The sequence below is a fragment of the Cypionkella sp. genome, assembly GCF_034376685.1.
Classification (GTDB): domain Bacteria; phylum Pseudomonadota; class Alphaproteobacteria; order Rhodobacterales; family Rhodobacteraceae; genus Cypionkella.
Genome location: NZ_JAXMJJ010000020.1, coordinates 1 through 13,840, shown reverse-complemented (window position 1 = coordinate 13,840; position 13,840 = coordinate 1). Strand labels below are relative to the sequence as shown.

13 protein-coding genes and 1 tRNA gene are annotated in these 13,840 nt (G+C 59.8%); 5 read left to right on the top strand and 9 right to left on the bottom strand.

From position 1 onward, the window contains the following. The first annotated feature begins 76 nt into the window (after positions 1-76). On the top strand, positions 77-829 hold the full coding sequence (locus U1A24_RS04660) for a hypothetical protein (protein ID WP_322320809.1): 753 nt from the start codon (positions 77-79) through the stop codon (positions 827-829). Positions 830-1,121: 292 nt separating this feature from the next. On the opposite strand, the gene U1A24_RS04655 is transcribed toward U1A24_RS04660, so the two are convergent. Further along, positions 1,122-2,153 carry a LacI family DNA-binding transcriptional regulator gene (locus U1A24_RS04655; protein ID WP_322320808.1) on the bottom strand — a complete coding sequence of 344 codons (1,032 nt, stop codon included), beginning with the start codon at positions 2,151-2,153 and terminating at the stop codon, positions 1,122-1,124. A 322-nt stretch (positions 2,154-2,475) separates the two neighbouring features. Here U1A24_RS04655 and U1A24_RS04650 point away from each other — a divergent pair. Further along, positions 2,476-2,552, top strand: a tRNA-Arg gene (locus tag U1A24_RS04650). A 118-nt stretch (positions 2,553-2,670) separates the two neighbouring features. Continuing rightward, positions 2,671-3,390, top strand: a complete 720-nt coding sequence (locus tag U1A24_RS04645) for an ion channel (protein WP_322320807.1) — start codon at positions 2,671-2,673, stop codon at positions 3,388-3,390. Positions 3,391-3,456: 66 nt separating this feature from the next. Here U1A24_RS04645 and gyrB read toward each other — a convergent pair whose 3' ends face one another. From gyrB to dnaA, 6 genes are all read right to left on the bottom strand, one after another. Further along, entirely contained in the window at positions 3,457-5,907 is a 2,451-nt protein-coding gene (gene gyrB / locus U1A24_RS04640; protein ID WP_322320806.1) for a DNA topoisomerase (ATP-hydrolyzing) subunit B, read from the bottom strand. Positions 5,908-5,981: 74 nt separating this feature from the next. Further along, positions 5,982-6,608 (bottom strand): LysE family translocator, encoded by a 627-nt coding sequence (locus U1A24_RS04635; RefSeq protein ID WP_322320805.1) that lies wholly within the window; start codon positions 6,606-6,608, stop codon positions 5,982-5,984. Between the two features lie 24 nt (positions 6,609-6,632). Continuing rightward, on the bottom strand, positions 6,633-7,157 hold the full coding sequence (locus U1A24_RS04630; RefSeq protein WP_322320804.1) for a GNAT family N-acetyltransferase: 525 nt from the start codon (positions 7,155-7,157) through the stop codon (positions 6,633-6,635). Next, the gene (gene recF / locus U1A24_RS04625) at positions 7,154-8,251 is read right to left on the bottom strand and encodes a DNA replication/repair protein RecF (RefSeq protein WP_416173457.1); all 1,098 of its coding nucleotides are present in this window, start codon (positions 8,249-8,251) and stop codon (positions 7,154-7,156) included. Before recF ends, U1A24_RS04630 begins: the two co-directional genes overlap by 4 nt. 48 nt (positions 8,252-8,299) lie before the next feature. Continuing rightward, positions 8,300-9,418, bottom strand: coding sequence for a DNA polymerase III subunit beta (dnaN, locus tag U1A24_RS04620; RefSeq protein WP_322320802.1), 1,119 nt, complete (start codon positions 9,416-9,418; stop codon positions 8,300-8,302). Positions 9,419-9,540: 122 nt separating this feature from the next. Then, positions 9,541-10,914: a chromosomal replication initiator protein DnaA gene (gene dnaA / locus U1A24_RS04615; RefSeq protein ID WP_322320801.1), complete on the bottom strand. Its 1,374-nt coding sequence runs from the start codon at positions 10,912-10,914 to the stop codon at positions 9,541-9,543. Positions 10,915-11,119: 205 nt separating this feature from the next. On the opposite strand from dnaA, the gene U1A24_RS04610 reads away from it, so the two are divergent. Next, positions 11,120-11,518, top strand: coding sequence for a hypothetical protein (locus U1A24_RS04610; RefSeq protein ID WP_322320800.1), 399 nt, complete (start codon positions 11,120-11,122; stop codon positions 11,516-11,518). A 33-nt stretch (positions 11,519-11,551) separates the two neighbouring features. Here U1A24_RS04610 and rpsT read toward each other — a convergent pair whose 3' ends face one another. Further along, positions 11,552-11,827: a 30S ribosomal protein S20 gene (gene rpsT, locus U1A24_RS04605; protein ID WP_054008238.1), complete on the bottom strand. Its 276-nt coding sequence runs from the start codon at positions 11,825-11,827 to the stop codon at positions 11,552-11,554. A gap of 227 nt (positions 11,828-12,054) precedes the next feature. Between rpsT and U1A24_RS04600 the strand changes: the two genes are divergently transcribed. Next, a complete protein-coding gene (locus tag U1A24_RS04600; RefSeq protein ID WP_322320799.1) occupies positions 12,055-12,834 on the top strand; it encodes an FkbM family methyltransferase in 780 nt (259 codons plus the stop codon). 63 nt (positions 12,835-12,897) lie between these two features. On the opposite strand, the gene U1A24_RS04595 is transcribed toward U1A24_RS04600, so the two are convergent. After that, positions 12,898-13,719, bottom strand: a complete 822-nt coding sequence (locus U1A24_RS04595) for a response regulator (RefSeq protein WP_322320798.1) — start codon at positions 13,717-13,719, stop codon at positions 12,898-12,900. Between the last annotated feature and the right edge of the window lie 121 nt (positions 13,720-13,840).

Genomic DNA, 13,840 nt, shown 5'->3' with positions numbered 1-13,840 from the left:
CGTTACGTATTGAGACAAGAAAGAATTAGTTTTGAGCTTTTCTATTGCAGGATAAGAACGGTATTTGGGGTAATCCATGACCATCATCAGTGAACTCATGTCCGCAGCAACGGCACAGTGGATATGCGCAAACGCGCGTGAGCGGTTATCTGGACGCGCAAAGTACTGCTCTATGAACGCTTGGGTGTATCTGATCAACGCGGATAAAATAGCCGGTATTGCTCCTACGGTATCCTTCTTCTGTGCCACCCATGCCGTTGAGGAGGCGGTCGCGGCTTTCGTGTGGTCCGCGAAGGCGCACGGCTACAAGGACGTGGCCAACTGCGTCAATGTAAAGGATCATCGTCACAAGTCGGTGGTGGTCGAATTTGCGCGCATGGTTGCTGACGATGCCGGACGTGCAAAAATGAGTTTCACTCTGCACCAAGAGAAGGATGATCTCTTCGCACGCATTGACAGCGACGAAGAACCAAAAATCTACCATCTAAACCTAGGGCTTATATCCTATAATCCTGACGGTGAGGATACAGCCCCAGACCGAGCCCTCGACGCGTTCCTATCAAATTTTCCGGACGACAGAAGGATGGTTGAAGCGATCAATGATCGAGCCGAGTTCCGGAACCGAGCTATTTATGCTGGCAAACATGGGACGCGCTCCATGAGTGCTGAAGCTCTGGAATTGCAGCTAAAACAACATACGGTCATCTCTATCGGTTTGATATGGGCGGCGATGGATATGTCGAGACACAAGGACCAGCGCGCGGCTTTCGTTATTCAAGCGCTCGGTGCTGTGAAGCGGATTTCCGATGAGGCGGCCAAAAAGGCTTAGCCTGTATCTAAAGGATAACAGGCTGTACCCATTAAGGTCCGCATACAGGCTCTCTTTCAGGGTAGCTACTAGTTGCAAACCTAATCTGGTCGTCCGCTTGCCTCTTCTGTGCCCGGAATCAAGGGCGAAGCCCGCCGGGCCGCGCCCGACCTCCCGCTGGGAGGGCGCGTTTGCAACGGTGCCAGCAGAAATTCGGTGGGAGTTGTTGAGGCATAAAGCGCCTAGAACCAGCCTTGGCGCGCCATCCCGAGGTCGGGCGCGACCCTCTGTCGCGATTTGCTCACATCGCGCCCTACCCCCGAATCGTGTCGCCTTTTTGCAGGGTGGGGAACAGCTCGATCACCTCGCCGCCGATGGTGCCAGAGGAGTGTTTGCCTGAGATGATTTCGGCGGCGACGCGGCCGATTTCCAAGCGGCAGGCGTCCATAGTCGCCAGTTTGATCGGCAGGCCGTCGAGCAATTCGACACCGTTAAAGCCTGCCAGACCGACCTGCCCCGGCACGTCGATGCCTTTGTGCAGGCAGTAGAGCAAGCCACCCGCGCCGATCATGTCATTGGAATAATACAGAAAATCGACCTGTGGGCTGCGGGTCAGCACGGCTTCGGTCATCTCACGACCTTTCAGCAGGGCCGAGCCGCCGGAGTAAAACTCTCGGTCCACGAGGCTTAGGCCAGCCTTGGCGAGCGCCTCTTCAAAACCTTCCAGCCGTTTGCGGGCGCGGTGATCGTAGGGCATCATCGTGCCAAGGAAGGCGATGTTGCGATAGCCTGCGGCGATGATCGCCTCGGCCATCTGACGACCCGCGCGGCGGTGCGAGATGCCGACGGCTGAATCGACCGGATTGCCATCGATATCCATGATTTCGACAATCGGAATCCCGGCTTGCGCCAGCATGGCTTGCGCGGCTTCGGTATGCTCTAGCCCTGCGATGATCACGCCCGAGGGACGCCATGACAGCATCTCATACAGCACGGATTCTTCGCGGTCTGGCGAATAATTGGTAACGCCAACAACGGGTTGCAGGCCGGTATCGTCCAATATATCGGAAATGCCCGTCATCACTTCGGGGAACACCATGTTCGACAGCGAGGGGATGATCACCGCGACCAGATTGACGCGCTGGCTGGCCAAGGCGCCTGCGATCTTGTTCGGCACATAGCCCAGACGGCGAGCGGCTTCTAACACGCGTTCGCGCGTGCTGTCCGACACATCGCCGCGATTGCGCAGCACCCGGCTGACCGTCATTTCGCTGACGCCTGAGGCCTCGGACACATCGCGAAGGGTCAGGGTGCGGCGCGGTTCGGTGATCGGGGGTTTGCTCAAGGGAATGGCCTGTGAAATGGTTTCTACCTTGTTATCGCCAATTCCGCATATGTCCAAGCCCCCGTTCCTATTCTTGGGTGAAGCGGTCTTTGGGCGGGGGATGCGCGCAAGAAAATGCTTGTTCTGTGATCATGGCTGCGATATGTTAGCGGTAACGGCATTCGTGCCGACGATATTCGGCGCGTCCTGCAAGCTCTCAACCCAGACGCGACGGACCCGAGGGGGAGTGGTGGGCCAAAAGTCACTCCCCCTTAATTCCCCTCCCTTTACCTGTGCCAATCCTGTTGCATCTGCGCAGGATTTTTCGCATGTAGGGTCGCGTGACTCCGTAGCTCAGCCGGATAGAGCGACGGTTTCCTAAACCGTAGGCCGCGTGTTCGAATCACGCCGGGGTCACCATTTTGGACAGGCAGCACGGTTTGCAGGGGCAGCACGATTTGGAGAGGCAGCACCGGGGGCAATGACCGAGATACGGGCAAGAGCGCGACTGAGAGAGCTTTACTTTGGGCGTTCAGTGGTGGCGATACGGTTTCGCTATATGTTGCTGGCCTTCGATCTGACCACGATTGTGTTTCTGATTGCCTCGTCGTTTTTCGATTATGGGCTGTATGTCAAACTGGTCGATGCGCTGTTTGGCGTGATCATTTTGGCAGATCTTGTCGCGCGGCTGTGGCTGAGCAAGCGCCCATTGCGCGAGATGTTGCGCTTTTTCAATGTGATTGACGTGCTTGTGGTGATCTCGCTGATCATGCCGCTGACCGGCGAGGGGCTGGCCTTCATGCGGGTTGTGCGGATGCTGCGGCTGTTGCAATCGCATCAGATCTTGAAGCAGTTGCGCAACGATGTTCAGTTCTTCCGCGACCGTGAAAGCACGATTAAGGCCGCGATCAATCTGACCTGCTTTATCTTCTTTACCACGGCATTGGTGTTTGAAACTCAGCGCGGCATCAACCCAGGGATCCAGAACTATGTGGATGCGGCCTATTTCACCATCGCGACCCTGACGACCACCGGCTTTGGCGATGTGACGCTGGTGGGGCCATTCGGCAAGTTGATCTCGATTGCGATCATGATCTTTGGCGTGTCGCTGTTCTTGCGGTTGGTGCAAGTGGTGTTGCGGCCTGCGAAAGTGGATTACACGTGCACCCATTGCGGGTTTAGCCGCCACGATCGAGACGCGGTGCATTGCAAGGCTTGCGGCAATCTGCTGGCGATCAAGGATGAAGGCCGCGATTGAGCGGATGGAGTGTGTAAGCCACACGGGACGGCTGCCGCGTCTTTGCGACACGGCAGCCGATTTTGGTCAGGCGTCGAGATGTTCGACGTTCAGTGCGTTGGCCTGAATGAATTCACGCCGGGGTTCCACGACATCGCCCATAAGTTTGGTGAAGATGTCATCGGCTTCGGCCAGATCATCGACCTTGACTTGCAGCAGGGTGCGAGCCTCTGGGTCCAGAGTGGTTTCCCACAGCTGTTCCGGGTTCATCTCGCCCAAGCCCTTATAGCGTTGCAGCGTAAGGCCTTTTTCGCCCTCGGCCAGCACCGATTTCAGCAGATCAATCGGGCCATGCACCAGTTGTTCGCGGTCTTTGCGGGTCAGACGGGCCGGATCGCGGAAGTGATCGCGGGTGTCGCGCGAGATCGCGGCGAGACGGCGGGCCTCACCCGAGCGGAGCACCGCGCCGTCGAGCGTGCGCAGCTCTTCAACGCCGCGCAGCACACGGGACAGGCGAATGCCGTGGTCTTGGGTGATGCGGCCGGTCCAGCCTTTTTCATATTCCAGCGCGATCATGTTCAGGCGCTTCGCGACAATATCGGCCACGCCTTGCAGATCGCCGCCAAGATTGGCCGGATCAAACGCCCCGGCCAAAGCGGCCTGTTCCAGAATGCCGCGCGGGTAGTGGGTGGGGAAGGCATCCAGAATGCGGCGGAACTGGCGCGCGCCTTCCACGACCCGTGCCAGATCGTTGCCCGCGATTTCAGAGCCATCGGTCAGGCGCAGCACCGCGCCTTCGATGCCCATTTCCACCAGATAATCTTCAAGCGCGGCCTGATCTTTCAGATAGACCTCGGACTTGCCGCGCGCGACTTTATACAGCGGCGGTTGCGCGATGTAGAGAAAGCCGCCCTCGATCAGCTGCGGCATTTGCCGGAAGAAGAAGGTCAGCAGCAAGGTGCGGATATGCGCGCCATCAACATCGGCGTCGGTCATGATGACGACCTTGTGGTAGCGCAACTTCTTGATATCAAACTCATCCCGGCCAATGCCGGTGCCGAGTGCGGTGATCAGCGTACCGATTTCCTGAGAGCCGAGCATGCGGTCAAAGCGCGCGCGTTCGACGTTCAGGATCTTGCCGCGCAAAGGCAGCACGGCCTGATTGGCGCGTGAGCGGCCCTGTTTCGCGGAACCACCAGCCGAATCGCCCTCGACGAGGAAAATCTCGGCCTTGGAGGCGTCTTTTTCCTGACAATCAGCAAGTTTGCCGGGCAGGTTTGACACATCGAGCGCGGTCTTGCGGCGAGTGAGTTCGCGGGCCTTGCGCACCGCCTCACGCGCCATCGCGGCCTCGATGATCTTGCCCACGATGATCTTGGCGTTCTGCGGGTTTTCTTCAAACCACTCGGCCAGCTTTTCGTTGACCATGTTTTCAACCGCAGGGCGCACCTCGGACGAGACCAGCTTGTCTTTGGTCTGGCTGGAGAATTTCGGATCCGGCACTTTCACCGACAACACACAGGTCAGGCCCTCGCGGGCATCGTCGCCGGTGAAATCAATCTTCTCACGCTTGGCGATACCCGAGGATTGCGCATAGGCGTTGATTGTGCGGGTCAGCGCCCCACGGAAGCCCGCCAGATGCGTGCCGCCATCGCGCTGCGGGATGTTGTTGGTGAAGGGCAGCACCATTTCATTGTAGCTGTCGTTCCACCACATCGCGACTTCGACCACGATGCCATTGCGCTCACCAATCATGTAGATCGGCTCGGACATGATCGAGGTCTTCGATCTGTCGATGTATTTGACGAATTCCTTCACGCCGCCGTCATAGTAAAGTTCGGTGTGCAAAGGCTCGGCGGGGCGGTCATCTTCGATGATGATGCGCACGCCCGAGTTCAGGAAGGCCAGTTCGCGCAACCGATGTTCCAGCGTTTTGAAGCTGTAATCGAGGTTCGAGAACGTGCCGTCCGGGATGTTGGTTTTGGCGGCAGCGAGGAAGCGCACTTCGGTGCCGCGCATCCCCGGCGCGGGGCCTACTTCGTAGACATGCACCACGCATTCGCCATGCTCAAAGCGGGCGCGGTATTCGATGTCGTTGCGCCAGACGGTCAGTTCCAGCCATTCCGACAGCGCGTTTACCACCGAAACGCCAACGCCATGCAAGCCGCCCGAGACTTTGTAGGCGTTGCCGCTGTCGTCAGTGTTGTTGAATTTGCCGCCAGCGTGCAGCTGGGTCATGATGACCTCGGCCGCCGAAACGCCCTCTTCCTTGTGCATGTCCACCGGGATGCCGCGGCCGTTATCGCGCACCGAAACCGAGTTGTCGGCGTGGATTTTTACCGTCACCGCAGTGGCATGTCCGGCCAAAGCTTCATCAATGCCGTTGTCGACGACTTCATACACCATATGGTGCAGACCCGAGCCATCGTCGGTGTCGCCGATATACATGCCCGGACGCTTGCGAACAGCTTCTAAGCCTTTGAGAACTTTGATAGAATCGGCCCCGTAGGATTCCGGCTTTTTCGGCTCTTCGGCCATGTGGTTTTCACCCCTTAAATTGTGCCCGACTTATAGCGGCTCGGGGGGGGGATGTCACGCCTTGGGCACAAGATTTAGCGGTTTGACGCTGCAATCACCAGGCCGACGCCGATCAGCAAAATGCCCGAGACGAGGTTGAGTTTGCGGATGCTTTCCGGGCTGGACAGCAGGCGGCGGGCGCGGTCGAGAAACAGCGCAAGGCCAAGGTTGCCCAGCATCGGCACTAGCGCTGAAATCGCCAGAATCGCGGCGATGTCAGGGGCTTTGACGCGGGAAAGATCAAAGAAGCCCGGCAACCAGCCCATGTAAAACAGGATCGCTTTTGGGTTGCCGATCACCGCCGCGAGGCCCACGGCAAAGCCCGCCCACATCCCCGGCTTGGTCATGCGGCCGTCTGCCGTGGGGGCCACGGCGGGCTTGCGGATCAGCAAAATCCCCATGACGATGAAGACCGCTGCCGCGACCCAGCGCAGCAGCAATAGGAAATCACCGTAGATTGATTGAATCCAGATCAGCCCAAAGATCGCCGCCATAGGCCAGATCAGATCGCCCAAGGCGACACCAATGGCGAGGGGCCAGGCGCTGGCAAAGCCGCCCGACAAAGCGCGGGCAGTCAGTGCCACCCAGACCGGGCCGGGAACAACCCACAGCAGCGCCATGCCGCCCGCGTAAAGCATCAACTCGTACAGGCTGACCGTCATTTGGAACCTCTCTTTGCGTGATGCTTAAAAGAGCGGGCCGAGCATGTCCAGCGGTGCGCTGGTGGGCCAGATTTGGCCGCGCAGGGGTAACACCATCAGGGTTTGGGCGGGTTCGGTCAGGATATCGCGGGTGCGGGTTTCGGTGATGTCGAGGTAGGTCAAGATGTTGGTATGGCGGGTGAAACCGTGGCCCGCGTAAAGGGCTGCCTCGCCAAACAGCAGCAGGTACTCGGCTTGGGTGGCATGGGCTTGCGTGATTGCGGCGCGCAGCAGAGTGCTGGCGATGGCTTGGCCGCGATGGGCGGGGTGAGTGGCGACTTCGACCAGCCCCGCAATTTCGGTCAGGGTGCCGCCAAGCCGGATCCCGTGCAACAGCAGGCCGATATGGCCAATGATCTGGCCGTGCTGGCGATGGATCAGCCGCAGATGCGGGCGTTGGCGGTAGTAGCTGCGGTTGCTGAAGGGGGTGTCGAAGCAACGGGCCAGCAGGGTGGCGATTTGGGTCTCATCCGTGGCGGTGAGGGCGGCCTCAGGAGTGATTTCGATCATGGGCTGACCTGCGACGCGCCGTCTTGGTCGGTGATGGTGAAGCTTTGTGCCCGCGCACCAAGGCTGTCGAACAAAGCGGCTTCGGTGCCGGTCATCAGGGCTTGCGCCCCCAAGGCGCAGAGTTCGTCGTAAAGTGCTGCACGGCGGTTGGTGTCGAGATGGGCCGCAACCTCGTCGAGCAGCAGGATGGGGGCTGCCCCCAGATCGGCAGCCAGCGCGCGGGCATTGGCGAGGATCAGGCTGATCAGCAGCGCCTTTTGCTCGCCGGTGGAGCATTGCTCGGCGGGCACGGCTTTGGCGGCGTAAACAGCAGACATATCGGCGCGGTGTGGGCCTACCAGCGTGCGACCAGCGGCCATATCGCGGCGACGGTTTTCCGACAGGGTTGTGGTGAGATCATCCGCATCCTCGCCCGTCAGGGTCAGATCGGCGCGGGGGAAGGCGGTTTCGGCATCCTGCTGGGCTTGGCGCAGGCGGGTCAGGGCGGCTTGGCGGTTGGCGGTGATCTGCGCGCCAGCGCTGGCCATTTGCGACTCCAAAGCGCCATACCAATGCGGATCGGTGATCTGATCCTTCAGCAAACGGTTGCGGTCGCGCATGGCTTTTTCATAGGCCAGCACCGCTTCGGCATGGTCGGGGGCGAAAGACAGCGTCATGCGGTCAAGGAAGCGACGGCGACCCTCGGCAGCCTCAATCCACAGCCGATCCATCGCGGGCACCAGCCAGAGCACGCGGGCGATGCGGCCCAAGGCGGATTGGGTGGTGGCTTTGCCGTCGATGCGGACAGAGCGCGTGTCGCCGCTTTCGGCCCAGGTTTCCACCTGATGATCAGCCCCAAAGCCGCGCAGATCGGCGGTGACTTTCCAACCCAAGGCTTCGGGCTTGCGGGCGATTTCATCGGCACCTGCCCGTCGCAAACCGCGACCGGGGGAGAGCAGCGAGACCGCTTCAAGGATATTGGTCTTGCCCGCGCCATTCGGGCCGACAATCGCCACCGGGCGGCCATCAAAGGCCAGCCGCGCGGCTTTGTGGCTGCGGAAATGCGAGAGGCTGAGCGCGGTGATGGCAAGCCCGCTCACGCTGATCCCTTTCATCTTGGCGGAAATATCCTGGGGGTTTGGGGGCTAGCCCCCTAGCGCGTGTTAAACCCGCATCGGCATGACGACATAGACCGCCGACATGTCATTGCCCTCACGCATCAGGGTCGGATCGCCCGAGGAGTTGAACAGGAACACCGCGTTTTCACGGTCTACCTGCGACGCGATTTCCAGCAGGTATTTGGCGTTGAAGCCAATTTCCAGCCGTTCATCGGCATAGGCCACGGCGAGTTCTTCTTCGGCAGCGCCGGAATCCGGGGCGTTGACCGAGAGGATCAGGCGGTCTTCGTCGAGGCTGAGTTTCACCGCACGCGAGCGTTCGGAGGACACGGTGGCCACGCGGTCGACGGCTTTGGCGAATTCGGTGGCGTCGACTTCCAAGCGGCGGGTGTTGCCGGTGGGGATGACGCGGGTGTAGTCGGGGAAGGTGCCGTCGATGACTTTGGAGGTCAGGGTGATCAGGGGCGTCGCAAAGCGGACTTTGGTTTCTGACACCGACACCGCGATGACTGCGGAATCGTCGTCCAGCAGTTTCTTCAATTCGTTCACGGTCTTGCGCGGCACGATCACGCCGGGCATGCCCTGCGCACCTTCCGGCAAGGGCGCGTCGATGCGGGCCAGACGGTGGCCGTCGGTCGCCACGCAGCGCAGCACGGCACCGACATCGCCGGTCGAGACATGCATGTAGACGCCGTTCAGGTAGTAGCGGGTTTCCTCGGTCGAGATCGCAAACTTCGCCTTGTCGAACAGGCGGCGCAGCACCGGGGCAGGGGCGGCGAAGTTCGAGGAATACTCGGACGTTGCCATCACCGGGAAATCTTCGCGCGGCAGGGTGGCAAGGCTGAATGTAGATCGGCCTGCGGCAATGGTCAGGCGGCCGGTGGTGGCATCTTCGGTCAAAGCCACCAAAGCGCCATCGGGCAGCTTGCGGATGATCTCATGCAGCATGACGGCGGAAACCGTGGTGGCCCCGGCGCGTTCCACCATCGCAGGGGCGCGGTCGACCACTTCGATATCCAGATCGGTGGCGCGGAAGGATACCGTGTCACCCTCGGCCTCGATCAGCACGTTGGCGAGGATCGGAATCGTGTTGCGGCGTTCCACCACCGATTGAGCCTGCGCCAGCGCCTTCAGAAGCGTTGCGCGTTCGATGCTGATCTTCATGTCGTTCCCCTTGGTGGCGCCCCCATGCAGGGACGTCGAAACTATCCGGTTTTGGCCGGTTCACAAGCATTTTCGGGACTTTGAGGGCGATTCCGCAGGCCGTCAAGCCCGCCGGGACCGCCTTAAGCCTGCAACTGACGCCGCAACAGTTGCAGATCGTCGGAAAGCTGCGAATCGGTGGTCATCAGCTCTTCGATTTTGCGCACGCCATGCATGATCGTGGTGTGATCGCGGCCCCCAAAACGGCGACCAATTTCGGGTAGGCTGCGCGAGGTCAGTTGCTTGGCGAAATACATCGCGACCTGGCGCGGCCGGGCGATGTTGCGCAGGCGTTTCGGGCCGATCATATCCGACAGGCGGATGTTGTAATGCTCGGCGACCTTGCGCTGGATCTCTTCGATGGTCAGCTTGCGATCCGAGGCGCGCAGGATGTCGGCGAGGCAATCTTGCGCCAATTCCAGCGTGATTTCGCGGCCTACCAGTGAGGCGAAGGCGAACAGGCGGGTGAGGGCACCTTCCAGCACGCGGACGTTGGTGGTGATGCGGTGCGCGAGGAATTCCAGCACCCCGGTTGAGATCGCCAAGCCTTTGTATTGTTGGCGGTAATACTCGGCCTTCTGTTGCAGGATGCCCAAGCGGAGTTCGTAATCGGTGGGGTGCAGATCGACCACCAAGCCGCATTGCAGGCGGGATTTGATGCGGTCTTCCAGATCTTTAATCTCGCCCGGCGCGCGGTCTGCCGAAATCACGATCTGTTTGTTTTGATCAATCAGCGCGTTGAAGGTGTGGAAGAATTCTTCCTGTGTTGAATCCTTGCCCGCGATGAATTGCACATCATCGACCATCAGCACGTCAACCGAGCGGAACAGCTCTTTGAAATCCATGATCTGCTTGTCGCGCAGGGCCTGCACGAAGCGGTACATGAATTGCTCGGCCGAGAGATACAGCACGCGCAGGTGTGGCTGGCGGGACTGCAATTCATGCGCAATGGCGTGCATCAGGTGGGTTTTACCCAAGCCGACGCCGCCATAAAGGAAGAGCGGATTGAAGGTGACCGGGCCACCTTCGGCGACACGGCGGGCGGCGGCATGGGCGAGTTCGTTGGGCTTGCCGACGACAAAGCTGTCGAAGGTAAAGCGGGTGTCCAGGGTCGCCCCTGGCAGGTCTTCATCCGAGCGCGCGCGGCTTGGCTTGCCTGCGCGGGCGGGTTTATCGACGGCGAGCGGGGCTGCAGGCGCGTTGGCTGCCTGCGCCTGAACCGGCACGAAAAACTCGGTGCGGCCTGCGGCATGGCCTTCGGCGTTCAGCAAGCCAAGGATATGGTCGGAATAGTTGCGCGATACCCAGTCGCCGAAAAACGTCGTCGGCACTTCAAAACGTGCGACGCCATCGGCCAGACCTGCCCAGCGCAAAGGCTCGATCCAACTGGTAAAATTGTTTTTGCCGATCCGCTTTGCCAGCGTCTCGCGTACCTTGCCCCAAGCCTCGTGCGTCATTGTCTCGTCTTCCCCAAGCGCCTTTCGGAGACCCGATGGCGCTTTCTAGTTGTCCCACGTTCCCACGCGGTTCAGCACGACTGTTTCCACCGGAAAAACACTCTGATCAGACCGGTGAAACCACCAGACCTGCTTGAGTGTCCCGGCCCGGTGGCGGGGACAAAACTGTGACGACCGCAGCCGGCAGACCCGGTGACGGTATGTGATGTCTCTGTTGGCCAAAGATTGGCGCAAACATTATAACACTCTGACGACAAAGGATAATATCAGATTATTGCGGGCATGGCTTGGCAGCGGCGCCCCTGATTTTCCGGTTTTGTCGGCGTTGTGTCCCCCAGACGACGTGAATCGCTTGGGCAAGTTAGCAAGCCGCTGCGGGGCGCTGCAACCGATCTTGTTGCTTGACAGGAGTTTGCTTTCGCGAATCCCCCGGCTCGTGCAAATCGGCAACGCTGCGGGCCGAAAGCCTCAAAAATCTGCTGTCGGAATCGGCAAGTTGCTTGCGTTTTTGAAAATCAGGACAGCGCTGATGACCGATTCTGTGGTGGGGTTTCTGTGCGGAAATGCGATAGGGCGCGGCCTTTCGGCGCGCGCCCTATCGTGACGTAAGGTCAGCTTGGCTTGGCAGCCGAGCGTCTTAGGCTGCAGGGGTTGCCAGAGCTTTGACGCGCGAGGCCAGACGCGAGATTTTGCGCGACACGGTGTTTTTGTGCATGACACCTTTGGAAACGCCACGCGCCAGTTCAGGCTGTGCGTTTTTCAGCGCCAGAGCGGCGGCGTCTTGGTTGCCGGAAGCCAGAGCTTCTTCAACTTTGCGCAGGAAGGTGCGAATGCGCGAGCGGCGGGCTTTGTTGATGTCTTGACGGGCATCGGCTTGGCGTGCGCGCTTTTTGGACTGGGCAGTGTTTGCCATTGGTATGGTATCCTTGGGGTCAACTAAATTTTGTCGCGCAAAAGCCCCAAGGCCCCCTCAGTGGTGAAGGGATGATTCTGCCTAGAGCGGGCTCACACGCATGTACCGTTGGCCTATAGGGCAAAGGGCTGGGAAAGGGAACAGCAAATCTGCCACAGCGTTGCGGGCCGTTGACCCCCGGGCCGCTGCGGGTGATGCTGGCCAAAACAGAAGCCGCCAAAAGCCGAATGGATACCCGCATGGACATGACCCGCCCGCCCGCTCATCTGACTGCGACGGCTTTGGCGATGATCGCAAGCCCGGATATCTTTACCAACCCGCGCCGCACCAGAGTGACACGGGCGATGTATGATGGCGTGCCGATTTTCTTCACCGTGGCGGATCGCAAGGACCGCATTCAGGCCCGCCATGCCAAAGGGCGGTTTTATGAACCGGAGGAGTTGAAGCTGATCGCGCAGCATTTCCCGCGCGGCGGGGTGTTTTGCGATGCGGGGGCGAACATTGGCAACCATTCGATCTATGCGCTGAAGCTGCTGGGGGCCTCGGTCAGCATCCCGTTCGAGCCGAACCCGGTGGCGTATGAGTTGTTCCTGTCGAACATGATCCTGAACGGGGTGTTGGATCGGGTGAACCTGTCGACGCTGGGCTACGGGCTGTCGGACCGCAGCGATGCGCCGTCGATGAGCCTTGAGGCGCGTGAGAAGAACCTCGGCGCGACGCGGCTGGTGGCGTCGGAGGAAGGACAGATCAGCATGGCCTCGGGCGATGCGCTGCTGGGCGGTGCGCGGATTGATTTTCTGAAGGTCGATGTCGAGGGCATGGAGCTGGAGGTGCTGCGCGGCTTTGAGCAAACCATCGCAGCCTCGCGCCCACCGATTTTCCTTGAGGTCGATCACAAGAACAACGAGCCGCTGCTGGCTTGGGCCGCAGGGCTTGGCTATGGCGTGCTGGTCGAGGGGCGGTCGTTCAAGATGAACCGCAATGTGCTGTTGGGGCCGATCAGCTAAGCCGACGCCAAGCAAAAGGCCGCCACGCTGCTGCGCGGCGGCCTTTGCGATCAGGTTTTAAGATCAGGCGTTTTCTTTCACCATCAGAGTTTCGGTCGAGGCGAAGAACATCGCCTGACTGACCGCAGAGCGCACTTGTTCTTCGGTATAGGGTTTGTTGATCAGGAAGGCGGGTTCTGGCCGCTCGCCGGTCAGCAGGCGTTCGGGGAAGGCGGTGATGAAGATCACCGGAAGCTGATCAAAGCCACCCAGAATGTCGTTCACCGCATCAATGCCGGAAGAGGCATCGGCCAGATGGATATCGGCGAGGATCAGATCGGGCATATCGGCCTTGGCGAGCTCTACCGCCTCTTTGCGGGTGCGGGCCACGCCGGTGATCTGGTGGCCCATCGCCTCGACGATACCGATGATATCCATCGCGATGATGGCTTCATCTTCGATCACCATCACCCGACCGCTGACAGTGCCGGTCATCTCGCGCAGCGCAAGTGCGATCAGCCCCTGCGCTTCTTCTTGGTCAACCTGCATGATTGCAGCGATTTCATCCAAGCCGAAGCCTTCGATGAAATGCAGCAGCAGGGCCTCGCGGCTGTTCGGGGTCAGATCGGCCATATGCGCCTGCGCTGCCGCAGACAGCCGGGTGTCTGCCTGACCCACGGGTGCGCCAGAACTGGCCCAGACCATATGAAACACGTTGAACAACGCGACCTTGGCATCACTTGCGGCTGCGATCAGTGCAGGTTCCGTCAAAACTGTTTCCAAAGCGGCCAGTGCATATTGATCACCGCTGGTTTGATTGCCCGTCAGTGCCCGTGCATAGCGGCGCAGGCTGGGCAAATGCAAAGCGACAAGATCGGAAGGATTGGCGCTGGCGTCATTGCTCATTCTTTAACTCCCTCATACATTTTCTTGGGAACCAAACGCATGGCCGCGCGTTTGGTTCCCTGAGTAGGACGGGAAAATGTGAAAATGCACAATCTGGGATCTAAACCAGAGCAGGATGGAC